A 21,771-nucleotide genomic window follows, 5' to 3' on the forward strand; every position below is an offset into this window, starting at 1 on the left:
CCAGTAGAACCAGGACGAAAAAAACAAGACAAAAAACAAGAAAGGAACAGGGACATGACAGCAAGCATCGGTACCCCGGAGCAACTTCGGGATCCGGATTACACACCTCCGCTTTACAAGGCGATCCCGCTTGGGATCCAGCACGTGCTCGCGATGTTCGTCAGCAACGTGACCCCGGCGATCATCGTCGCCGGGGTGGCGGGCTTCGGGTTCGGGTCGAACTCGGCGGATTTTCCGGAACTTCTATACATGATCCAGATGGCGATGCTGTTTGCCGGGCTCGCCACTCTGCTGCAGACGATCACCATCGGGCCCGTCGGCGCGGCGCTGCCGATCGTGCAGGGGACATCCTTTGCCTTCCTGCCGATCATGATCCCGCTGGTCGCGGGCAAGGGGGTCGACGGGCTGGCGGCGCTCTTCACCGGCGTGCTGATCGGCGGGCTGTTCCATGCCTGCCTGGGCTTCGTGATCGGCAAGATCCGCTTTGCCCTGCCGCCGCTGGTCACCGGGCTGGTGGTGCTGATGATCGGGCTGGCGCTGGTCAAGGTGGGGATCGAATACGCCGCCGGGGGCGTGCCGGCCAAGGCGGGCGGGGCCGATGAATACGGCGGCTTCCTCAACTGGTTCATCGCCGTTTTCGTCATCGTCGTGACGCTGCTGGTGAAGTTCTTCACCAGGGGCATGCTGTCGGTCTCGGCCGTGCTGGTGGGGATTGGCGCGGGCTATATCCTGTCGCTGCTGACCGGCGTGCTCAGCGTCGAGGCGATCACCTCCAGCTGGGACCGCGCGGCAAGCTTCGCCCTGCCGCAGCCGTTCCGCTACGGGTTCGAACTGTCCTTCGCCGCCATCGTGGGCTTCTGCCTGATGGCCTTCGTCTCGGCGGTGGAAACCGTGGGCGACGTCTCGGGGATCTGCAAGGGCGGCGCCGGGCGCGAGGCGACGGACAAGGAGATCGAGGGCGCGACCTTTGCCGACGGGATCGGCACGGCGGTGGCCGGGATCTTCGGCGGCATGCCCAACACCTCGTTCAGCCAGAACGTCGGGCTGATCGCCATGACCGGCGTGATGAGCCGGCACGTGGTGACCTTCGGGGGCATCTTCCTGATCATCTGCGGGCTGGTGCCGAAGGTGGGCGCGGTGATCCGCACCGTCCCGATCGAGGTGCTGGGCGGCGGGGTCGTCGTGATGTTCGGCATGGTCGCCGCGGCGGGCGTGTCGATGCTGGCCGACGTGGTCTGGAACCGGCGCAACATGGTGATCTTCGCGCTGGCCCTGTCGATCGGACTGGGGCTGCAGCTGGAGGTTCTCAACACCGCGCCGGGGGCGACGAACGCGCTGCAATACCTGCCCGACACGCTGCGGATCCTGGGCGCCTCGGGGATCCTGCCGGCGGCGCTGATCGCCATCGTGCTGAACCTGATCCTGCCGGAGGAGATCGGCGAATTGTGAGGCATGCCCGCCCCGTGTCCCACGCGTGGGACACGGGGCGGGTGTCATGTTTCCAATGGGTTACAAGGGCGGATTTACCATTCGTTAGGGAATGGGTTCGTCTGCCGGGTTGCCGCACCGGGACGGCAGGCACCGCAAAAAGACAAGGGCCGGAGCCGCGATGCTCCGGCCCTTGTCGTGACTGGCCCCTTTTCGTGACTGGCCCCTTGTTCCGACTGGCCCCTGATCTGCCGGAACCGGGGCCGTCGGGGCGCGCCGCTCGAACCCGGGGGTAGGGTGGGGTTATACCCCACCGCTCCCTCAGCGGATGCGCAGCCTGGGGTGCCGGTTCACGTCCTTGTAGAGCAGGTAGCGGAACGGCCCGTCGCCGGCGGCATAGCAGCATTGCGGGCAGAAGGCGCGCAGCCACATGAAATCGCCGGCCTCGACCTCGACCCAGTCGCCGTTGAGGTAATAGACCCCGCGCCCCTCCAGCACGTAAAGCCCGTGTTCCATCACGTGGGTCTCGGCGAATGGGATCACCGCGCCGGGCTGGATCGTCACGATTGTGACATGCATGTCGTGGCGCAGGTCCTCGGGGTCGACGAAGCGGGTCGTGGCCCAGCGGCCGTCGGTCTCGGGCATCTCGACCGGGTCGACATCGTCGTCGTGCGACAGGAAGAAATCCGGCGGCGGCAGCCCCTCGACCGGCTCGTAGGCCTTGCGGATCCAGTGAAACCGCGCCTCGGGCCCTGCGTGATTGTGCAGCGAGTAATCCGCGCCGGGCGGCAGGTAGGCGAAGGAGCCGGGCTCCATCACGTAATCCTCGTCGCCGATCGACAGCGTCATGGCGCCGTCGACCATGAATATCGCGCCCTCGGCCTCCGGGTCCGGTTCGGGCCATTCCGAGCCGCCGCCGGGCGAGAGTTCCACGATGTATTGCGCGAAGGTCTCGGCGAAGCCGGTCATCGGGCGGGCGATGATCCAGGCGCGGGCGTCGTCCCAGTAGGGCAGGGCGGAGGTCACGATGTCGCGCATCGTAGCGCGCGGGATCAGGGCGTAGGCTTCGGTGAAGCGCGCGCCGCCGGTGGGCCCCGCCGGGCGGTCGCTTTGCGGGGGCAGGCCTCCGGGCGGGATGGCATAGCTGCGTTTTGTCATGGGTCTCCGGGCTCTTGTCCTGTCCGGTCCGCCGGGAACGGCCGGGGACCGGTCCGCGCAACTATGCCGCCCCGCGCGCCCGAGGGCCAGATGTCATGCGAGATCGGTTCCGGGTGTGGCTGACGGGTCCGGGGCGGGGGGGGCGCGCGCCATGGTTCGCCCCCGGGTCGCCAGCGCCGGCCTCGGCGGCCCCGGCGGTCATGGTCATCCCGCGCCCCGGACCCGACCGCCGGGGCAAGGCTGCGCCGCGCGGCGGCCGGGCGGTGCAATTGGCGGTTTGACGGCGGCCGGGGGGATGCTAACCATGGGGCCGTGAAGGACAACAGCCGCAATGGGGCCGTAACGATGCGCATGACTTTTGTAACCGGAGCGCTGGCGCTCTGCCTCGGGCTGACGTCCGTGCCGCTGGCCCAGGCCCAGCCGATCTCGCAGATCCTGCGCCGCACCGGGCTGACACAGGCGGACATCAACATCATGACGCAATCCGCATCGACGCTTTATCGCGGCGACAGCCGCACCGTCGGGAGCGAGGCGGACTGGTCCAACCCCGATACCGGCGCCAGCGGCAAGTCGATGCTGGTCGCCTTTGCCGACGATTGCGCCGACGTGCGCCATACCGTGATCACCCAGCGCCGGCCCGAGCCGCAGGAATTCACGTTCCGCAACTGCAAGACGGCCGACGGCAACTGGATGCTGGCCCCCTGACCCTGCGGGGCGGGCGTGGCGCAGCGACCGGGTCCCCGGTCGGGCGCATGCCGCCCGTGCGGCAGTGCCGGGCCGGAACCGCCGCCCCGGCCCGGGCGTGCCATGCCCCCGAGCCGCGTATGCCCTACACCCCGGCCCGTGTCGTCCCCTTTCATCTTTAGATTTCGCAACTTTCAAGGAGGCCGGATCTGATGTCTGACAGCGCTCCCGCGGAGGCCACGCTCAACCCGCTGGCCCCGGATCATCTGCCCTATTACCTTCCGCTGGCCGACGGCACCGACACGATGATGCACACGGCCATCATCGCCCTGGTGCTGGTCGCCTTCCTGGGCGGTGTCTTTTACCTGCACCTGCATTCGCTGCCCGAGCGCATGGCCCATGGTCATGGCCGGACCCAGTTCCAGATCGTCGCGATCCTGGGTCTGCTGGCGCTGTTCACGCACCAGAACATCTTCTGGATCATCGCGCTGCTGCTGGCGGCGACCACCCTGCCGGATTACCTGACGCCGATCACCTCGGGCGCGCGGTCGCTGGCGCGCCTGTCGGGGCGCGACTACGAGGGCGACGACGAGCTGGAGGACGATCCCGGGCACACCCCCGGCACGCCGCCGAAGCACCGCCCGGACACGCATGTGCGGCAGGACGCGGGTCAGGATACGGGCCAGGACACAGGCCAGGACAGGTCGCAGGATCGGGCATCCGGGGCCGCGACCCGCACCGGCGCAAAGGACTGATCCATGCTTGAATTCATCATCTGCTCGATGCTGACGATCCTGCCGGATTTCCTGATCCGCCGCTATGGACAGGGCAAGCGCATCGGCCACGAGATCACGCTTTATTCCGTCTGGTTCGAACTGCGCTACGGGATCACCGCCTGTGCGATCATGACGATCTCGCTGATCACCGTGGTCTTCTTCTACCACCCGGCGGCCGAGGGGGCCACGGCGGCCTATCGTACCGTCACCATCCTGCCCGAGACGCCGGGCCGGGTGACCGAGGTCATGGTTGCCAACGGCGAGCATGTCGAGGCGGGGGATGTCCTGTTCCAGCTGGACAAGTCCCGGCAGGAGGCGGCGCTGGAGACCGCCCGCAGCCGGCTGGACGAGATCGACGCCGAGATCGTCATGGCGGCGGCCGACCTGCAGGCGGCCGAGGCGACGGTCAACCAGGCCGAGGCCGTTCTGACCGAGTACCAGACCGAACTGGCGCGCACCCAGCAGCTGATCGACCGGGGCTCCTCGGCGGTCAGCCAGCAGGACCTGGACCGCCAGCGCGCCCGGGCCGACGCCCAGGCCGCCGCGGTCGAGGCGGCGCGCAGCCAGGCGATGAGTGCGCGGTCGCGCGTCGAGACGCTGCTGCCGGCGCAACGGGCCAGTGCCGATGCCTCGGTCCGCCAGGCCGAGGTGGAGCTGGACCTGACCACGATCCGCGCCACCGCCGGGGGCACCATGTCGCAATTCGCGCTGCAGCCGGGGGATTACGTGAATTCCATCTTCCGGCCCGCCGGGCTGATCGTGCCGGACGGGCGCGGATCGGGGCGCCAGCGGATGCAGGCGGGCTTTGGCCAGCTGGCGGCGCCGGTGCTGAAGGTCGGCATGGTCGCCGAGGTGGCCTGTGCCTCGGTGCCGTTCACGATCATCCCGATGGTCATCGTCGACATCCAGGATGTCATCGCGGGCGGCGCCGTGCGTCCGACCGACCAGCTGATCGACATCGGCCAGTCCCAGCCGCCCGGGTCGGTTCTGGCGATCATGGAGCCGCTTTACGAGGGCGGGATGGACCGGGTGCTGCCGGGCTCCACCTGCGCGGTGAACGCCTATACCGACAACCACCACCGGCTGGAGCATGACGAGAGCCTGACCACGCTGCAGAAGGTGGGCCTGCACGTGGTGGATACGGTCGGGCTGGCGCATGCGTTCATCCTGCGGATCCAGGCGCTGCTGCTGCCGGTGCGGAGCCTTGTCCTGAGCGGCGGGCACTGAGGCTGGCGGTCTTCGGGGGCGCTGCCCCCGGACCCCCGGAGGTATTTGGGCCAAGAAGAAGCAGGGGCGTGGTGCGCCGTTGCCGGCCGGATGAGGAGATGCGGATGAGCGGGGAATTCGCGGGCGGATGCCTGTGCGGGGCGGTGCGGTTCCGGATCGACGGGGCGTTCGAGGGGTTCTTTCTTTGCCATTGCAGCCGCTGCCGGAGGGCGACCGGGTCGGCCCATGCGGCGAATCTGTTCTCGGGCACGGGGCAGATCACCTGGGAGAGCGGCGACACGCTGCGGCGTGCCTTCCGGCTGGACGGGACGCGGTTCGAGCGGTGTTTTTGCGCGACCTGCGGCGGGGCGCTGCCCGTGGTCCGGCCCGAAGGCGGGCTGGTGGTGCCGGCGGGCTGTCTTGAGGGGCCGGTGGGCCTGCGGCCCGGGGCGCATATCTGCTGGCAAAGCCGGGCGGACTGGGACGATGCCCTGGAAGAGTTGGCGCGGCTGGACGGGCTGCCAGGCTGAGCGCCCCCCGCCCGGGGGGGGGCGCTGGGGCCGATCAGTAGCCGCGGCTGCGATCGACCTCGTGCAGGAGCGGCTCGCCCGCGGCGAGGCGGCGGAAGTTTTCGGCCACGTCGTCGAGCGCATCGCCCAGGTGCCAGCCGGAGACATGGGGCGTGATCGTCACCCCGGGGTGGGACCACAGCGGGCTGTCGGCGGGCAGCGGTTCGGTCCGGGTCACGTCGAGCACGGCGCCGCCGAGGCCGGCGCCCAGCGCGGCCAGGAGGGCGTCTTCGTCGATCAGGTCGCCGCGTCCCGCGTTCAGCAGGACCGCGCCGGGCTTCATGTGGCTCAGCATGGCGGCGTCGAAGAGATCGCGGGTGCCTTCGGTCGAGGGCAGGATCGCCACGACGTAATCCTGTTCGCCCAGCAGAGCGGGCAGGGCGTCGGGACCGTGCAGGCAGGTGACGCCGTCGATGTCCTTGGGAGAAGAGCTCCAGCCGGTGGTGACGAAGCCGATGTCGCGCAGCAGCCGCGCGGTGGTGGCCCCGATATGGCCGAGGCCGAGCACGGCGGCGCGGGTCTTCCTGGTCTCGCGCGGGGCGACGGGCGCCCATTCGGCGCGGGACTGGGCGGCGGCGAACCGCAGCAGCTGGCGCTGGTCGCGCAGCATGTAGGTCAGCGCCCATTCGGCGATCTCGCGCGCCGGCTCCATCGGTTTCAGCCGCGCCACGCGGGCCTGCGGGGGCAACGCGGGGTGGTTGACAATGGTCTCGACGCCGGCGCCCAGCTTCTGGACCAGCGCAAGGTTCGGAAGCTGCGCGGGCAGGTCGGGATCCAGCGTGGAACAGGCGAGCATGGTGATCTCGGCCGGATCGCCGATCCCGGCCCGGGTGCGCACGTCGGAGCCCGGCAGCGCGTCGAGGATGACGTCGCGGACCTCGTCGTTGGTCATCCAGCCTTCGTGTCCGATGTCGATCAGCAGGGCCATTGCGCTCTCCTATTCAGCCGTTTGCGGGCGCAGCGGTAGCCGTCCGGGCCCGGGGGCGCAACCGCGTCCGGGCGCGTCCTGGCAGGCGACGCAACGATCTGTACCGTTCTGCGAAATTGAGTTCCGAAATCGGTGGACATTCTCGCGCGCCCTGTTCCATCCTGCCGCCAAGCCTGGTGCCGCATGACGGAGACCGGTGCATATCGTCTCTTGGGAGGAAGACGCATGAACATGAATTTCACGATGCGGCCGGAGAACGAGGCGCTTCTGGACAAGGTCCGGGAGATGATCCGCGACGAGATCATGCCGCTGGAGGAGGAGTATGCCCGCGAGGTCGCGACCGGCGACCGCTGGGCCTATACCGACCGGCAGACCGAGATCCTTGAAGGCCTGAAGGCCAGGGCGCGCGAGCGGGGGCTGTGGAATTTCTGGCTGACCGACAGCGACCGCGGCATCGGGCTGACCACGGTGGAATACGCGCTGTTCGCCGAGGAGATGGGCAAGACGCCGCTGGGGGCCGAGGTCTTCAACTGTTCGGCGCCGGACACCGGCAACATGGAGGTCTTCGAGCGCTACGGCAGCGAGAAGATGAAGGAAGAGTGGCTGAAGCCCTTGCTGGCGGGCGAGATCCGCTCCGCCTACCTGATGACGGAGCCGGACGTGGCCTCGTCCGATGCCACCAACGTGTCGATGTCCTGCGTGCGCGACGGCGACCATTACGTGCTGAACGGCGAGAAATGGTGGTCTTCGGGGGCGGGGGATCCGCGCTGCAAGGTTTATATCACCATGGTGAAGACCGGCGGCGAGGAGGCGCGCAGGCACGAGCGGCATTCGATGATCGTGGTGCCGGCGGGGACCGAGGGGATCGAGATCCTGCGCCCCATGCTGGTCTTCGGCCATGACGACGCGCCGCACGGGCACATGCATGTGCGGTTCACCGATGTGCGCGTGCCGGTCGAGAACATGCTGCTGGGCGAGGGGCGCGGTTTCGAGATCGCGCAGGGGCGGCTTGGCCCCGGGCGGATTCACCATTGCATGCGCGCGATCGGGCAGGCCGAGTCGGCGCTGCAGCAGCTGTGCCAGAGGGCGCTGCACCGCGAGGCCTTCGGCAAGAAGCTGGCGGAGCTGGGCGCGAATTACGACATCATCGCCGAATGCCGGATGGAGATCGAGATGGCGCGCCTGCTGTGCCTGAAGGCCGCCTGGTACATGGACCAGGGCGACAAGAAGGCCGCCGCGCCCTGGATCAGCCAGATCAAGGTGGTGGCGCCGCGCGTCGCGCTGAAGGTGATCGACGAGGCGATGCAGATCCATGGCGGCGCCGGGATCAGCCAGGAGACCCCGTTGGCGCATGCCTGGACCCATGTGCGCACGCTGCGTTTCGCCGACGGGCCGGATGCGGTGCACCGGCGGCAGATTGCGCGGGCCGAGTTGAAGAAATACACGCAGGAGAAGGTCTAGGGCCGGCCGGTGCCGGCCCGAGGCAGCCCGGCCGTCTTCCGCAAGGAGGCGGGCCGGGTCATCGGCAAAGACCCGGCGCGCGGGCGCTGGCCGGCCGATCAGGTCCACGTGGGGCCGGTCGCCGGACTGGTGGGCGTGGCGCTTCAGGCCATCGGGTTGCACGCGCCACGGTGAGGCCACCACGACGCGACAAAAAATTGTCCTTTCAGGGTATGATAAATTCCCCTTACGTAACGTCATTTCCATGCTAGCGTCCGCCCGATAGAAGAAAGGGAGGACGCGACCATGTCCGCATGGAAGCCACTGACGATACCTGCGGTGCTGGGACTGATGGCCGCACCGGCCTGGGCGGATGCACAGCTGGAGCGGGGGGAATACCTGGTGAACGGGATCATGGGCTGCGGCAATTGCCACACGCCGATGGGGCCGGAGGGGCCGGTGCCGGGAATGGAACTGGCCGGACGGCTGGTGGAGGACAACGACGCCTTCACCGCGATCGCGCCGAACATCACGCCGGCGGGCCGCGTCGCCGACTGGAGCGATGCCGAGCTGGCCCGCGCGATCCGCGAGGGCATCCGGCCCGACGGCTCTCTGATCGGACCGCCGATGCCCTATACCTTCTACCGTGGCCTGAGCGACAGCGACCTTGCCGCCGTCGTCGCCTTCCTGCGCACCGTGCCGGCGGTGGAGAACGATCCCGGGACCTCGACCTACAACATCCCGCTGCCCCCGGCCTATGGCCCGCCGGTCGAAAGCGTGCCGGACATCGTGCCGGCGGTGTCGGTCGAATACGGCGAATACCTGGCCGGGCCGCTGGCGCATTGCATGGAATGCCATACCCCGATGGGGCCGCAGGGGCCCATGGTGGGCACCGACCTGGGCCGCGGCGGGTTCGAGTTCCACGGGCCCTGGGGCGTGTCCGTGGCGTCGAACCTGACCAGCCACGCGGACGGGCTGGCGGGCTATTCGGATGACGAGATCAGGACGATGATCGTCGAGGGCGTGCGGCCCGACGGCTCGCCGATGTCTCCTCCGATGCCCTATGGCTATCTCGCGCGGATGAGCGAGGACGATCTTTCGGCGATCCTGCTCTACTTGCGCCAGCTGCCGCCGCTGCCGGATCGGTGACGTGGCGGGCGTTGCGCGGTGGCCCCGTCCCGGCCAACGTCCCACCCACCCACCCCGTCGGCCGGGACGGGGCCATGGCGGGCCGTGGTGCTTGACGCATCGCCGCAAGGCGCCTAACGGTTGCGTCATGCAACGCGTGACCCTCCTTGCCTGCCGCTGGTGGCAGCCCTTCTGACAGGGCGGCCAGGCGTTTCATATCGTTTCCACAGGCCGCCGCATCCGGGCGGCCTTTTTCATGCATCTCCATCAGGTACAGCCGGTCCGGTGTGGCGGTCTCCTTCCCCAAGAAAGAGACCCATAGATGACCCAACTGACCGAAGACCGCCCTCTGAAGGCCCAGGAACAGCCCGCCTCCGCGCGCCCGGTCGTCCTGACCGGCGACCGCACCACCGGGCCGCTGCATATCGGCCATTTCGCCGGCTCGCTGAAGAACCGCATCCGCATGCAGGAGGACCACGACCAGTTCCTGCTGCTGGCCGACACCCAGGCGCTGACCGACAATGCGCAGGATCCGGGCAAGGTGCGGCGCAACGTGGTGGAGGTGGCTCTGGATTACCTGGCCGTGGGCATAGACCCGGGGCGCAGCACGATCTGCCTGCAATCGCACCTGCCGGCGCTGGCCGAGCTGTCGATGCTGTACCTCAACTTCGTCACCGTCGCCCGGCTGGAGCGCAACCCGACGATCAAGGACGAGATCCGCGCGCGCGGCTTCGGGCGGGACATTCCGGCGGGGTTCCTGTGCTACCCCGCCGCGCAGGCCGCCGACATCACCGGCTTTCGCGCCACCGTCGTCCCGGTGGGCGAGGACCAGGCGCCGCTGATCGAGCAGACCAACGAGATCGTGCGCCGCATCAACGCCACCGCCGGGCGCGCCGTGCTGCCCGAGGCGTACGCGGTGATCCCCGAAGCCGGGCGCCTGCCGGGCGTGGACGGCCGCGCGAAGATGTCGAAATCGGGGGGCAACGCGATCGCGCTTTCGGCCTCGCCCGACCAGATCCGCGCCGCCGTGCGCGCCATGTACACCGATCCGGGCCACCTGCGGGCCGAGGACCCGGGGCGGGTCGAGGGCAACGTGGTCTTCACCTATCTCGACGCCTTCGACGAGGACCGCGCGGCGCTGGAGGAGTTGAAGGCGCAGTACCGAAGGGGCGGGCTGGGTGACGGCAAGCTGAAGGCGCGGCTGGAGGAGATCCTGCAGGAGCTGATCGCCCCGATCCGCAGGCGCCGGGCGGAATTCGCGACGGATCCGGCGCATGTGATCGACATCATCCGCCAGGGCACCGACCGGGCAAGGGCGATCACCGAGGCGACGCGGCGCGAGGTGGTCGAGGCGCTGGGCCTGTTCACGTTGTGAGGGCCGGGCAGGGGGCTGTCCCGTGGCTTCGTGGGCCACGGGCGGCTTGTCCCGGCAGGCGGTCGCTGCCGCCGGTCCCGGCCCGCGCTCAGGCGGGCTCCGCCCCGCTGGCGAAGGGATCCTCGGGATAGCCCACGCCCGCCAGATACAGCCCCTGCGGCGGGCAGACCGGGCCGCAGGCGGCGCGGTCGCGGGCCTCCAGCGCGGCGGTGACATCGTCGGCGTCCCAGGCGCCGGCGCCGACGCGTTCCAGCGTGCCGACGAAGCTGCGCACCTGGTTGTGCAGGAACGACCGGGCGCGCACGTCGAAATGGATCTCGGGGCCCCATGGTCCCTCGGTGCCGGTCACGTCCAGCCGGTCGAGGGTCTTCACCGGGCTGTCGGCCTGGCAGATCGTCGAGCGGAAGGTGGTGAAATCATGCCGCCCCAAAAGCCGCGCGGCGCCCTCCTGCATGCGCGCCACGTCCAGCCGCTGCTTGACCTGCCAGACCAGCCCGGCCAGGTGCGCAGGCGGCGCGCGGCGCTGCAGGATGCGGAAGTGATAGCGCCGCTCCAGCGCCGAAAAGCGCGCATGCCAGTCGTCGGCGACCCGCGCGCAATCGAGGATCGCGACAGGCTGCGGGCGCAGGTGATAATTCAGCGCCTCCGACAGCCGGAACGGATCCCAGTCGCGGTCCATGTCGCAATGGGCGACCTGGGCCAGCGCGTGCACCCCGGCATCGGTCCGGCCCGCGGCGGCGATCTTGTGCTCGCGCGGCTCCAGCCGGGCCAGCGCCGTTTCGATCGCGGCCTGGACCGAGGGCTGCTCTTTCTGGCGCTGCCAGCCGGCGAAGGGGGCGCCGTGATATTCGACTTTGAGGGCGTAACGGGGCATGGATGCGCAGGTACCGCGCCGCGCGGTTTCGGGCAAGCCTCTGGCAACAGGGGCGCCTGGGCCCTATCTTGCCCCAGGCAACAACGAGAATGCCGGCGCGCAGGTGCCCGGCTCACACGAAGGCATACCGGGGGTCTCTTTGGTCATCACGCAACTGGCCGACCACCTCACCCGCAGGGTCGAGGCGGTCGGAAACTCGATCAACGAGACGCTCTTCGAGCCCGTCGTCCGCCTGGGCGTGACCGGGCTGACGCGCGCGGGCAAGACGGTCTTCATCACCTCGCTGGTGGCCAACATGCTGGACCGGGGGCGGATGACCGGGCTGGTGGCCGAGGCAGAGGGCCGGATTTCCGCCGCGTTCCTGCAGCCGCAGCCCGACGACACCGTGCCCCGCTTCGAATTCGAGGATCACCTGCACGCGCTGACCGGGCCCAGCCCGCACTGGCCCGACAGCACCCGCGCGGTCAGCGAGCTGCGGCTGTCGCTCAGGGTCCGTCCCTCGGGCCTTCTGGGCGGGCTTCAGGGGCCCAGGACGGTGCATCTGGACATCATCGACTACCCCGGCGAATGGCTGCTGGACCTCGGGCTGATGGACAAGAGCTTTGCCGAATGGTCGGCCGAGACGCTGGACCGGCTGGAGGGCCGCAGCCAGGGCGCCGCCTACCTGAGCCTGGTGCGCGAGACCGACGTGACCGCGCAGCTGGACGAGCCCGTGGCCCGGCGGCTGGCCGATACCTTCACCGCCTATCTCACCCAGGCGCGAGCCGATGGCTACCACGATTGCACCCCGGGGCGCTTCCTGCTGCCCGGCGATCTTGCCGGCTCGCCCGCGCTGACCTTCGCACCGCTGCCGGCCGAGCCCGGCGCCGGGCGCCGGTCGCTCCTGCGCGAGATGGAGCGGCGGTTCGAGGCCTACAAGTCCCGCGTGGTGCGGCCCTTCTTCCGCGATCACTTTGCCCGGATCGACCGGCAGGTGGTGCTGGTCGACGTGCTCGACGCGATCCACCAGGGGCCGCAGGCGGTCGAGGACATGCGCCGCGCCATGTCCGACATCCTCGGCGCCTTCCGCCCGGGACGGAATGCCTTTCTCAGCCAGCTTTTGCGCGGCAAGCGGGTCGAACGGATCCTGTTCGCAGCGACCAAGGCCGATCACCTGCACCATCAGCAGCACCCGGCCTTTGCCGCCATCATGGAAGCGCTGACCCGCGATGCCCGCGATCGCGCGCGCTTTGCCGGGGCCGTGACGCATTCCATGGCGCTGGCGTCCCTGCGCGCCACCACCGAAGAGATGCGCGCCCATGCCGGCTCCGATCTGCCCTGCGTGCGCGGCATCCTCAAGGACACCGGCAAGGCCGCCGCCTTCTACCCCGGCGCGCTGCCCTCGGACCCGTCCGTCCTGCTGGGCCCGGCGCGGGACGGCGCCGACAGCTGGCTGGGCGCGGATTACGGCATGATGGCCTTCGCGCCCGCGCCGCTGACCCTGAAACCCGGGGACGGCCCGCCGCATATCCGGCTTGACCGGGCGGCCCAGTTCCTGTTCGGAGACCGGCTGTGAGCATCGTGCTGCGCCCTGCCAACCCGCTCGATGCCGGCGCGGTCGGAGATATCCTGCACCGGTTCGAGACGGAGACCCCCTGGATGCCCAAGCAGCACAGCGCGGCCGAGGCGCTGTCCTTCTGCGCGATGATGATCGACCGGGGTTGGGTCACGGTGGCTGAAACTGTGGCCGAACCTGTGGCCGAAACGGTGGACGACCCCGCAGGCGCGGCGCCGGACGCGGGCCGCCCCATTGCCGGCTTCCTCGCCCGCGACGGCGATGAGGTGCATGCGCTTTACATCCGCCCCGAGGAGACGGGGCAGGGGATCGGCCGGTTGCTGCTGCGCGACGCCATGGAGCGCAGCGCGCGGCTCTGGCTCTGGACCTTCCAGGCCAATCTCGGGGCGCAGAAATTCTATCTTCGGGAAGGCTTTGCCGAGATCCGGCGCACCGACGGCGCCGACAACGACGAAAACCTGCCCGATATCCAGTACGCATGGCCAGCGGAGGCGGCGGCATGAGCAAGGGACCCGTTCTGTTCGACCTTGATGACGACCGGAGCCCGGGGCCGGACCCGGCGCCCTCGGTCGCCGATGCGCCGCCGGTGCCCGACCTGACAGAGCCCCTGCCGGGCGCCGGGCGCTCGGCCATGGAGACTGCCGTGCGTGCCGCCGGGCGGCCGACCTCGCGGCTGGCCAGGTGGTTCTGGGGGCTGGCCGCGGCGATCCTGGGCTTCGTGATCTCGGTCGCGGCCTGGCAATTCGCCGCCTCGCTGGTGGCCAGCGTGCCGATCCTGGGCTGGATCGCCACCGCGCTGCTGGTCGCCTTCGTGCTGGTGGCGCTTGTGATGGGGATCCGCGAGATGGCGGCCTTCGGCCGGCTGACCCGCGTCGATCACATCAAGCGCGACGCCGACGCGGCCCTGGCTGATGCCGATCTCGAGGCCGCGCGCGCGGTGATCCGGCAGCTGGATTCGCTGTACAAGGGGCGCGAGGACACCCGCTGGGGCCGTGAGCGGCTGGCAGAGCGCGTGGGCGACCAGTTCGACGCCGTCGCGGTCTTTGCCCTGGCCGAGGACACGCTGCTGGCGCCGCTGGACGTGGCCGCCGCGCGCGAGGTCGAGGCCGCCGCGCGCCAGGTCGCCACGGTGACCGCGCTGGTGCCGCTGGCGCTGGCCGACGTGGCCACGGCCTTTGCCTCCAGCCTGCGGATGATCCGGCGGGTGGCCGAGATCTACGGCGGGCGCTCGGGCTTCTTCGGGGGCTGGCGGCTGACGCGGGCGGTGTTTTCGCACCTGGTCGCGACCGGCGCCGTGGCCGCGGGCGAGGACCTGCTGGAGCCGGTGCTGGGCGGGTCGGTCCTGTCGAAACTGTCCCGCCGCTTCGGCGAAGGGCTGGTCAACGGCGCGCTGAGCGCGCGTGTCGGCGTGGCCGCGATGGAGGTCTGCCGCCCGCTGCCGTTCTCGCCCCGGCACAAGCCCTCGGTCCGGCGGATCATCAAGAACGCGCTGTCGGGGTTGCTGGGACGGCGAAGCTGACCCGATTTCGGCGCGGCCATTAACGTCCGGCTCATGGTCTTGGTGCTAGGGTCCGCCGAAACCGGACGAGGACCGCATGACAGACGAATCCGATGTTACCCGCCACTATTCCAGCGGAACGCTTCTGTCGCGTATCCTGGACGGGCTTGAACAGGCCGGGGCCCTTACCTGCACCGATCCGGACGCGATGGCGCAGATCGACGAGTTTCACGTCGGTGGCCGGAAAGCGACGGAACAGGTGCTGGACCGGCTGGCGCTGAAATCGGGGCAACGCGGTCTGGACCTGGGCTGTGGCCTGGGCGGGCCGGCGCGCTACGCGGCCCGCAGCAGCGGTGCGACGGTTGTCGGGGTCGATATTACCTCGGATTAGTTACCACGGGGCAGAAACTCACGCGGATGGCGGGACTGTCGGAGCGGGTGAAGCACGTGCACGCCAGCATCCTGGACCTGCCGATCAAGGACCGCGTCTTCGATGCGGCCTGGATGATCCATGTCGGCATGAACATCGCCGACAAGCACCGCATCGCCAGGGAGGTGGCGCAGGTGCTCAAACCCGGCGCGCTCTTCGGCATCTACGACATCATGCGCATGTCGGACCAGGACATCACCTATCCCATGCCCTGGGCCAGCAGCCCGCGGCAAAGCGCGGTGGTCGGCCCCGACCGCTACCGCTTCGCGCTCAAGGATGCGGGGTTCGAGATCGTGTCGGAAACCAACCTCGCCGAGTTCGCGCTGGAGTGCCACAAGGCGTCGGCCGGCGCCGAGCTCTCGCCGCTGGGTCTGCATCTGGTGATGGGCGACAATGCGGTCCAGAAGATCGACAATATGATCGAGAACATTCGCGCCCGACGCATCGCGCCCTACATGATGATCGCCCGGCTGGCGGAGTGATCCGCCACGCCTGGACGCCGTGCGGCCCCGGGTGAGATCGTCTGTTAAATGCGATTGTCCGAAAAGACAGAACGGCGCGATGGTCCGGCGTGATGGTCCGGCTCACCTGCCGGCCGATCCTTGATCTGGCGCAAATTCCCCGCTCTGCGGGTATGGTTAGGCTACGCGCATCGCGACAGGAGCCAGCCATGCAGGACCACGGGCACAGCCAGCAGGAAATCCGCGACCGGATCGCCAACCCGCCGGGGCGGGGGATGGTGCGGGACATGATCTACGGCGGCATCGACGGGGCGGTCACCACCTTTGCCATCGTCGCCGGTGTCGCCGGCGCCGGTCTGTCGCCCTTCGTCATCGTGGCCCTGGGGCTGGCCAACGTGCTGGCCGACGGCTTTTCCATGGCCGCCAGCAATTTCTCGGGCACCAAGGCCGAGCTTGACAACATCCGCCGCCTGCGCGCCGTCGAACAGCGCCACATCGACCTGTATCCCGACGGCGAACGCCTGGAGGTGCGCGAGATCCTGGCGAACAAGGGGCTGTCGGGCCAGGTGCTGGACGCGGCGACCGATGCGATCTGTTCGCGCCGCGACAGCTGGATTTCCCTCATGATGGAGGGCGAATACGGGCTGAGCGAGGTCGATCCGCACCCGATGCGGGCCGCGCTGTCGACCTTCGTCGCCTTCCTGCTGGCCGGCATGGTGCCGCTGTTGCCGTTCCTCCTGGGGCTTGCGGACGCCTTCGCGATCTCCACCGTCATGACCCTTGCCGTCTTCTTCACCATCGGCGCGCTCAAGAGCCGCTGGTCGCTGGCGCCCTGGTGGCGCTCGGGGCTGGAAACCTTCGCCATCGGCAGCGCCGCCGCCGCGCTGGCCTATGTCGTCGGCACGATGTTCCACGCCTGACGCGCGCGGCCGGTGCAAAGGGTGGGGCAGGCACAGTGCACCTGCCCGGATTGGTCATCTTTACCCCGCCGGTCGGGGCGCCTATAAGGCCGCCCATGACCTTTGCGAGCGTCATCGTCATTCGAATTACGGTCCCGGCCCTCTGATCCACCGAGGTGCCGGGCAAAGGTGCTGAACTTGCCGCACCGAACCATCCCCAACGAATTTGATCGACACGCCAAGACACCTGCGAGGACGCCAACAGATGTGCGCCGAGACCCCGACCACCACCCCGACCGAGACGCCCGATTACAAGGACACGCTCAACCTTCCCCGGACCGATTTCCCGATGCGCGCCGGCCTGCCCAAGCGCGAACCCGACTGGCTGGCCCGCTGGGCCGACATCGGCGTCTACGACCGGCTGCGGGAAAAGCAGGGCCGCAAGCCCTTCACGCTGCATGACGGGCCGCCCTATGCCAACGGCCACCTGCACATCGGCCACGCGCTGAACAAGACCATCAAGGACATGATCGTCCGCTCGCACCAGATGATGGGCTTCGACAGCCGCTATGTCCCCGGCTGGGACTGCCACGGCCTGCCCATCGAATGGAAGATCGAAGAGCAGTACCGCAAGAAGGGCAAGAACAAGGACAACGTCCCGGTCATCGAGTTCCGCCAGGAATGCCGCCGTTTCGCCGAGGGCTGGATCGACATCCAGCGCGAGGAGTTCAAGCGGCTCGGCGTCACCGGCAACTGGCCCGATCCCTACCTGACGATGGATTTCCACGCCGAGCGCGTGATTGCCGAGGAATTCATGACATTCCTCATGACCGGCACGCTCTACCAGGGCTCCAAGCCGGTGATGTGGTCGCCCATCGAACAGACCGCCCTGGCCGAGGCCGAGGTCGAGTACCACGACAAGGAAAGCTTCACCATCTGGGTGAAGTTCAAGGTCATCCCGCCGCATGAAGGCACCGGCACCGCCGAGGATCCCTCGCACAAGCTGCAGGGCGCGCAGGTGGTGATCTGGACGACCACGCCCTGGACCATCCCGTCGAACAAGGCCGTGGTCTATGGCGAGCCGATCTCCTACGGGCTTTACAAGGTCACCGGCCGGCCCGAGGAATGCTGGGCCAATATCGGCGACCGCTACATCCTGGCCGACGACCGCGCGGCGGATGTCTTCAGCCGCGCGCGGCTTGAGCCGTCGATGTGGGAGCGCGTCGATGACGTGTCGCAATCCGAGCTGGCCGAGGTCAAGCTGCTGCACCCGCTGGCCGGCGCTGAGGGCGGCAACGGCGAATGGGACGCGCCCCGCGATTTCCGCGCCGCCGATTTCGTCACCGACACCGAGGGCACCGGTTTCGTCCATTGCGCGCCGAGCCACGGGATGGAGGAATACGAACTCTACCGCGATCTCGGCATGCTGGAGCAGGTCGTCACCTACAACGTGCTGGACGACGGCTCTTTCCGCGCGGATCTGCCGTTCTTCGGCGGCAAGTACATCCTCAGCCGCAAGGGCGGCGAAGGCGACGCCAACAAGGCGGTGATCGACAAGCTGGCCGAGGTCGGCGGTTTGCTGGCGCGCGGCAAGATCAAGCACTCCTACCCGCATTCCTGGCGCTCCAAGGCGCCGGTGATCTACCGCAACACGCCGCAATGGTTCGCCAGCGTCGACCACCCCGTGGGCGACGGCCAGGACACCTATGGCACCACGATCCGCGAACGCGCGCTGCGTTCGATCGACGAGCTGGTCGCCTGGACGCCCAAGACAGGGCGCAACCGGCTCTATTCGATGATCGAAAGCCGCCCCGACTGGGTGCTCTCTCGCCAGCGCGCCTGGGGCGTGCCGCTGACCTGCTTCACCCGCAAGGGCAAGCTGCCGACCGATCCTGACTTCCTGCTGCGCGACCCGGCGGTGAACGCGCGCATCCTCGAGGCCTTCGAGGCAGAGGGCGCCGATGCCTGGTATGCCGAGGGCGCCAAGGAACGCTTCCTGGGCAACGATTACAACGCCGACGACTGGGACCAGGTCTTCGACATTCTCGACGTGTGGTTCGATTCAGGGTCCACCCATGCCTTCGTCCTGCGCGACCGTCCCGACGGGACCGAGGACGGCATCGCCGATGTCTACATGGAAGGCACCGACCAGCACCGCGGCTGGTTCCATTCCTCGCTGCTGCAGGCCTGCGGCACCAAGGGGCGCGCGCCCTATCGCAACGTGGTAACGCATGGGTTCACTCTGGACGAGAAGGGCATGAAGATGTCCAAGTCCATCGGCAATACCATCGTGCCGGACGAGGTTATCAAGCAATACGGCGCCGATATCCTGCGGCTCTGGGTGGCGCAGACCGATTACACCGCCGATCAGCGCATCGGGCCCGAGATCCTGAAGGGGACGGCGGACAGCTACCGCCGCCTGCGCAACACCATGCGCTTCATGCTGGGGTCGTTGTCGGACCTGAAGGACAGCGACCGGGTCGACGACCCCGCGCAGATGCCCCCGCTGGAACGCTGGGTGCTCAGCCGTCTGGCCGATCTGGACGAACAGGTGCGCGCGGGCTACGCGGCGTTCGACTTCCAGTCTGTGCTGAGCGCGGTGTTCAACTTCGCCACCGTGGATCTGTCGGCCTTCTACTTCGACGTGCGCAAGGACGTGCTCTATTGCGACGGCGACACGCAGCGGCGCCGGGCGGCGCGGACGGTGCTGGATCACCTCTATCACCGGCTGACCACCTGGCTGGCGCCGATCCTGGTCTTCACCATGGAAGAGGTCTGGCTCGAACGCTACCCGGGCGACGACAGCTCCGTCCACCTGGTCGATTTCCCCGAAACGCCCGAGGCCTGGCGCAACGCCGCGCTGGACGAGCATGTCGCCAAGGTGCGCCGCGTGCGCCGCGTCGTGACCTCGGCGCTGGAGATCCAGCGCCGCGACAAGGTGATCGGCTCCAGCCTCGAAGCGGCGCCGGTGGTCCATGTCGAAGATGCCGAGACGCGCGAGCTGCTGCACATGATCGACATGGACGATCTCTGCATCACCTCGGGCATCAGCCTGTCGTCCGATCCGGCCCCGGCCGAGGCCTTCCGCCTGCCCGAGATCGAGGGCATCGGCGTGGTCTTCGAGAAGGCCGAAGGCGTCAAGTGCCAGCGCTGCTGGAAGATCCTGCCCGATGTCGGCCAGCATGCCCACCCGGGCGTCTGCGGCCGCTGCGATACCGCGCTGAGCTGAAGGATTGCGCCGGCCCGTCAGGGCCGGCCACCGATGCCACGCCCCGCAGGGGCGCCACCGATACCCCGCCCCGCAGGGGCGCCTCCAATATCACGGCCCGCAGGGCCGCCTCCGCCGGCCCGCAAGGGCCGGCGTTTTCACATCAGAACGGCCAGAACACCAGGATCGCCGGGACCGAGGCCGCCACGATCAGGATCTCCAGAGGCAGCCCCATCCGCCAGTAATCGCCAAAGCGATAGCCCCCGGGGCCCAGGATCAGCGTGTTGTTCTTGTGCCCGATCGGCGTCAGGAACGCCGCCGAGGCCGCCACCGCCACCGCCATCAGGAACGGATCGGGCGAGACATCGAGCGATTGCGCCATCTGGATCCCCACCGGGGCGGCCACGATCGTCGTCGCCGTGTTGTTCAGCACGTCCGACAGCGTCATCGTCACCACCATCAGCACCGCCAGGATCGCCCAGGCCGGCATCCCGTCGGTCAGCCCCACCAGGGCCCCCGCGATCAGCTCGGTCCCGCCCGAACTTTCCAGCGCCGTGCCCAGCGGGATCATCGAGCCCAGCAGCACGACGACGGGCCATTCCACGTGGGTATAGACCTCGGCCACCGGCACGATCCGGGTCAGCACGAAGGCCACCACCACGACCCCCAGCGCGATCGGAAGGTCGATCAGCCCGACGCTCGCCGCCAGGACACCGGCGGCGAAAAGGCCGATGGCCAGCCAGGTCTTGTCGTTCTCCGTCACCGCCAGGCCGCGCGTCGCCAGCGGCAGACAGCCCAGCCATTCGGTCACGTGGGATCCGGTCTCGCGCGGGCACAGCAGCAGCAGGATGTCGCCCGGCCGCACATCCGCCTGCCGCACCCGCCGCGTGATCCGCGCGCCCTGGCGCGAGATCCCCAGCAGCACAGTGTTGTAGCGCCAGTTCAGCCCCAGCCCCTGGGCCGACCGCCCCGCGATCCGCGCGCCCTCGGGCACCACGACCTCGATCACCTCCAGCCCGTCGCCGGCCGCCTTCAGCCGCTCTTCGCGGGCGTCATCGGTGAACGCCAGGTCCAGCGCGGCCCGGAACTCGTCCAGCGCCTCGGGCAGGGCCTCCAGCACCAGCGTGTCTCCGGCCTCCAGCCGGCTGCGCCGCGCCCGGCCATACAGCCGCTTGCCGCCCCGCATCAGGCCCAGAAGCGCCACGTCGGTCTTCTGCGCCACCTCCTCCAGCTCGTCCAGCCGCTTGCCGATCTGCTTGCTCTCCTCCGGCACCGTCAGCTCGGCGATATAGGGCGACAGCTGTTCCTCGGCGCTGGTCCCGTTCTCGCGCGCGGGAATCAGGCGCCAGCCGATCAGCGCGACAAAGGCCAGCCCGGACAGGGCCGCCACGCCGCCGACGGGGGCGAAATCGAACATGCTGTAACTCTCGCCCAGCGTCTGCTGCCGGATCGAGGCGATGATGATGTTGGGCGGCGTGCCGATCAGCGTGACCATGCCGCCCAGGATCGTGGCAAAGCTCAGCGGCATCAGCGTCAGCGCCGGGTTGCGCCCCGCCTTGCGCGCGGTCTGGATATCCACCGGCATCAGCAGCGCCAGGGCCGCGACGTTGTTCATGAAGGCCGACAGCACCGCGCCGATCCCGCCCATGATCGCGATATGCCCCGCCAGCCGGCGCGAGCTGTCCACCAGCGTGCGCGTGATCAGGTAGACCGCGCCCGACCGCACCAGCCCGGCCGAGACGATCAGCACCAGCGCGACCACCAGCGTCGCGGGATGGCCGAAGCCGGCAAAGGCCTCCTCCTCGGGCACGACGCCCAGCACCACGCCCGCCATCAGGGCGGCGAAGGCGACAAGGTCATAGCGGAACCGCCCCCAGAGCAGCAGCGCGAAGACGGCCACGAAAAGCACGAAGATGATGATCTGGTCCTGGGTCATGGGGGCTCCGGTGGCATGAGGTCGGACGCCATCAGATAGGACGCCGGACCTCAGGACAAGTGGCCGCAGCCCGCGCCGGGGCAGGGGCATCGCCCAAGCCCGCCCGGCGGCCGTGCAGGGGACTGCGGCCTGGTCTCACGACCGCGTGAGGGCAGGGGGTTTGGCGTGTGTTGCCTGGATGCAGGTATCGTATAAGCTTAGAAAGATCCGTCGGAAAC

Annotated in this window: 19 protein-coding genes; 15 read left to right on the forward strand and 4 right to left on the reverse strand. The window is 68.8% G+C overall.

Annotation, left to right across the window (positions count from 1 at the left end; all coding sequences use genetic code 11):
* The first annotated feature begins 54 nt into the window (after positions 1-54).
* Positions 55-1,449: a uracil-xanthine permease family protein gene (locus ATO3_RS14935; RefSeq protein ID WP_088650669.1), complete on the forward strand. Its 1,395-nt coding sequence runs from the start codon at positions 55-57 to the stop codon at positions 1,447-1,449.
* A 300-nt stretch (positions 1,450-1,749) separates the two neighbouring features.
* Here the strand turns inward: ATO3_RS14935 and ATO3_RS14940 are convergent, their stop codons facing one another.
* Positions 1,750-2,586 (reverse strand): bifunctional allantoicase/(S)-ureidoglycine aminohydrolase, encoded by an 837-nt coding sequence (locus tag ATO3_RS14940; RefSeq protein WP_088650670.1) that lies wholly within the window; start codon positions 2,584-2,586, stop codon positions 1,750-1,752.
* A 351-nt stretch (positions 2,587-2,937) separates the two neighbouring features.
* Between ATO3_RS14940 and ATO3_RS14945 the strand changes: the two genes are divergently transcribed.
* The 4 genes from ATO3_RS14945 (at position 2,938) to ATO3_RS14960 (ending at position 5,782) form a co-directional block, all read left to right on the forward strand.
* Complete coding sequence (locus tag ATO3_RS14945) at positions 2,938-3,291, forward strand: hypothetical protein (RefSeq protein WP_143747284.1); 354 nt, start codon at positions 2,938-2,940, stop codon at positions 3,289-3,291.
* A 191-nt stretch (positions 3,292-3,482) separates the two neighbouring features.
* Positions 3,483-4,025: a hypothetical protein gene (locus ATO3_RS14950; RefSeq protein WP_088650672.1), complete on the forward strand. Its 543-nt coding sequence runs from the start codon at positions 3,483-3,485 to the stop codon at positions 4,023-4,025.
* Between the two features lie 3 nt (positions 4,026-4,028).
* Entirely contained in the window at positions 4,029-5,273 is a 1,245-nt protein-coding gene (locus tag ATO3_RS14955) for an HlyD family secretion protein (RefSeq protein ID WP_088650673.1), read from the forward strand.
* A 104-nt stretch (positions 5,274-5,377) separates the two neighbouring features.
* Positions 5,378-5,782: a GFA family protein gene (locus tag ATO3_RS14960; protein ID WP_088650735.1), complete on the forward strand. Its 405-nt coding sequence runs from the start codon at positions 5,378-5,380 to the stop codon at positions 5,780-5,782.
* Positions 5,783-5,816: 34 nt separating this feature from the next.
* On the opposite strand, the gene ATO3_RS14965 is transcribed toward ATO3_RS14960, so the two are convergent.
* Positions 5,817-6,749, reverse strand: coding sequence for an NAD(P)-dependent oxidoreductase (locus tag ATO3_RS14965; RefSeq protein WP_088650674.1), 933 nt, complete (start codon positions 6,747-6,749; stop codon positions 5,817-5,819).
* Positions 6,750-6,974: 225 nt separating this feature from the next.
* Here ATO3_RS14965 and ATO3_RS14970 point away from each other — a divergent pair, with 225 nt between their 5' ends.
* The 3 genes from ATO3_RS14970 (at position 6,975) to trpS (ending at position 10,692) form a co-directional block, all read left to right on the forward strand.
* Positions 6,975-8,210, forward strand: a complete 1,236-nt coding sequence (locus tag ATO3_RS14970; RefSeq protein ID WP_088650675.1) for an acyl-CoA dehydrogenase family protein — start codon at positions 6,975-6,977, stop codon at positions 8,208-8,210.
* A 285-nt stretch (positions 8,211-8,495) separates the two neighbouring features.
* Positions 8,496-9,338, forward strand: coding sequence for a c-type cytochrome (locus ATO3_RS14975; RefSeq protein ID WP_143747285.1), 843 nt, complete (start codon positions 8,496-8,498; stop codon positions 9,336-9,338).
* A gap of 301 nt (positions 9,339-9,639) precedes the next feature.
* Positions 9,640-10,692 carry a tryptophan--tRNA ligase gene (gene trpS, locus ATO3_RS14980; RefSeq protein WP_088650676.1) on the forward strand — a complete coding sequence of 351 codons (1,053 nt, stop codon included), beginning with the start codon at positions 9,640-9,642 and terminating at the stop codon, positions 10,690-10,692.
* Between the two features lie 88 nt (positions 10,693-10,780).
* Here the strand turns inward: trpS and truA are convergent, their stop codons facing one another.
* Positions 10,781-11,566: a tRNA pseudouridine(38-40) synthase TruA gene (gene truA / locus ATO3_RS14985; protein WP_088650737.1), complete on the reverse strand. Its 786-nt coding sequence runs from the start codon at positions 11,564-11,566 to the stop codon at positions 10,781-10,783.
* Between the two features lie 139 nt (positions 11,567-11,705).
* On the opposite strand from truA, the gene ATO3_RS14990 reads away from it, so the two are divergent.
* The 7 genes from ATO3_RS14990 to ileS all read left to right on the forward strand — a co-directional run bounded on the left by ATO3_RS14990 (position 11,706) and on the right by ileS (position 19,638).
* The gene (locus ATO3_RS14990) at positions 11,706-13,121 is read left to right on the forward strand and encodes a YcjX family GTP-binding protein (protein WP_088650677.1); all 1,416 of its coding nucleotides are present in this window, start codon (positions 11,706-11,708) and stop codon (positions 13,119-13,121) included.
* A complete protein-coding gene (locus ATO3_RS14995; RefSeq protein WP_198963285.1) occupies positions 13,118-13,624 on the forward strand; it encodes a GNAT family N-acetyltransferase in 507 nt (168 codons plus the stop codon). Before ATO3_RS14990 ends, ATO3_RS14995 begins: the two co-directional genes overlap by 4 nt.
* Positions 13,621-14,640 (forward strand): YcjF family protein, encoded by a 1,020-nt coding sequence (locus ATO3_RS15000; protein ID WP_088650678.1) that lies wholly within the window; start codon positions 13,621-13,623, stop codon positions 14,638-14,640. Before ATO3_RS14995 ends, ATO3_RS15000 begins: the two co-directional genes overlap by 4 nt.
* A gap of 76 nt (positions 14,641-14,716) precedes the next feature.
* Positions 14,717-15,010: a class I SAM-dependent methyltransferase gene (locus tag ATO3_RS15005; protein WP_088650679.1), complete on the forward strand. Its 294-nt coding sequence runs from the start codon at positions 14,717-14,719 to the stop codon at positions 15,008-15,010.
* Complete coding sequence (locus ATO3_RS15010; protein WP_269845413.1) at positions 14,929-15,531, forward strand: class I SAM-dependent methyltransferase; 603 nt, start codon at positions 14,929-14,931, stop codon at positions 15,529-15,531. The genes ATO3_RS15005 and ATO3_RS15010 overlap by 82 nt, the downstream gene beginning before the upstream one ends.
* Before the next feature lie 188 nt (positions 15,532-15,719).
* The gene (locus ATO3_RS15015) at positions 15,720-16,430 is read left to right on the forward strand and encodes a VIT1/CCC1 transporter family protein (protein ID WP_088650681.1); all 711 of its coding nucleotides are present in this window, start codon (positions 15,720-15,722) and stop codon (positions 16,428-16,430) included.
* Positions 16,431-16,674: 244 nt separating this feature from the next.
* Positions 16,675-19,638, forward strand: coding sequence for an isoleucine--tRNA ligase (gene ileS, locus ATO3_RS15020; protein ID WP_088650682.1), 2,964 nt, complete (start codon positions 16,675-16,677; stop codon positions 19,636-19,638).
* A gap of 142 nt (positions 19,639-19,780) precedes the next feature.
* Here the strand turns inward: ileS and ATO3_RS15025 are convergent, their stop codons facing one another.
* Complete coding sequence (locus ATO3_RS15025) at positions 19,781-21,553, reverse strand: SLC13 family permease (protein ID WP_088650683.1); 1,773 nt, start codon at positions 21,551-21,553, stop codon at positions 19,781-19,783.
* Positions 21,554-21,771 lie beyond the last annotated feature (218 nt).

Origin of the sequence: Marinibacterium profundimaris, assembly GCF_002210095.1 — a bacterium.
GTDB lineage: Bacteria > Pseudomonadota > Alphaproteobacteria > Rhodobacterales > Rhodobacteraceae > Marinibacterium > Marinibacterium profundimaris.

Excerpts from the sequence above, each read along its gene's own strand:
- ATO3_RS14935 (WP_088650669.1), top strand. The coding sequence starts at position 55 with ATGACAGCAAGCATCGGTACCCCGGAGCAACTTCGGGATCCGGATTAC.
- ATO3_RS14940 (WP_088650670.1), bottom strand. The coding sequence starts at position 2,586 with ATGACAAAACGCAGCTATGCCATCCCGCCCGGAGGCCTGCCCCCGCAA.
- ATO3_RS14945 (WP_143747284.1), top strand. The coding sequence starts at position 2,938 with ATGACTTTTGTAACCGGAGCGCTGGCGCTCTGCCTCGGGCTGACGTCC.
- ATO3_RS14950 (WP_088650672.1), top strand. The coding sequence starts at position 3,483 with ATGTCTGACAGCGCTCCCGCGGAGGCCACGCTCAACCCGCTGGCCCCG.
- ATO3_RS14955 (WP_088650673.1), top strand. The coding sequence starts at position 4,029 with ATGCTTGAATTCATCATCTGCTCGATGCTGACGATCCTGCCGGATTTC.
- ATO3_RS14960 (WP_088650735.1), top strand. The coding sequence starts at position 5,378 with ATGAGCGGGGAATTCGCGGGCGGATGCCTGTGCGGGGCGGTGCGGTTC.
- ATO3_RS14965 (WP_088650674.1), bottom strand. The coding sequence starts at position 6,749 with ATGGCCCTGCTGATCGACATCGGACACGAAGGCTGGATGACCAACGAC.
- ATO3_RS14970 (WP_088650675.1), top strand. The coding sequence starts at position 6,975 with ATGAACATGAATTTCACGATGCGGCCGGAGAACGAGGCGCTTCTGGAC.
- ATO3_RS14975 (WP_143747285.1), top strand. The coding sequence starts at position 8,496 with ATGTCCGCATGGAAGCCACTGACGATACCTGCGGTGCTGGGACTGATG.
- trpS (WP_088650676.1), top strand. The coding sequence starts at position 9,640 with ATGACCCAACTGACCGAAGACCGCCCTCTGAAGGCCCAGGAACAGCCC.
- truA (WP_088650737.1), bottom strand. The coding sequence starts at position 11,566 with ATGCCCCGTTACGCCCTCAAAGTCGAATATCACGGCGCCCCCTTCGCC.
- ATO3_RS15000 (WP_088650678.1), top strand. The coding sequence starts at position 13,621 with ATGAGCAAGGGACCCGTTCTGTTCGACCTTGATGACGACCGGAGCCCG.
- ATO3_RS15005 (WP_088650679.1), top strand. The coding sequence starts at position 14,717 with ATGACAGACGAATCCGATGTTACCCGCCACTATTCCAGCGGAACGCTT.
- ATO3_RS15015 (WP_088650681.1), top strand. The coding sequence starts at position 15,720 with ATGCAGGACCACGGGCACAGCCAGCAGGAAATCCGCGACCGGATCGCC.
- ileS (WP_088650682.1), top strand. The coding sequence starts at position 16,675 with ATGTGCGCCGAGACCCCGACCACCACCCCGACCGAGACGCCCGATTAC.
- ATO3_RS15025 (WP_088650683.1), bottom strand. The coding sequence starts at position 21,553 with ATGACCCAGGACCAGATCATCATCTTCGTGCTTTTCGTGGCCGTCTTC.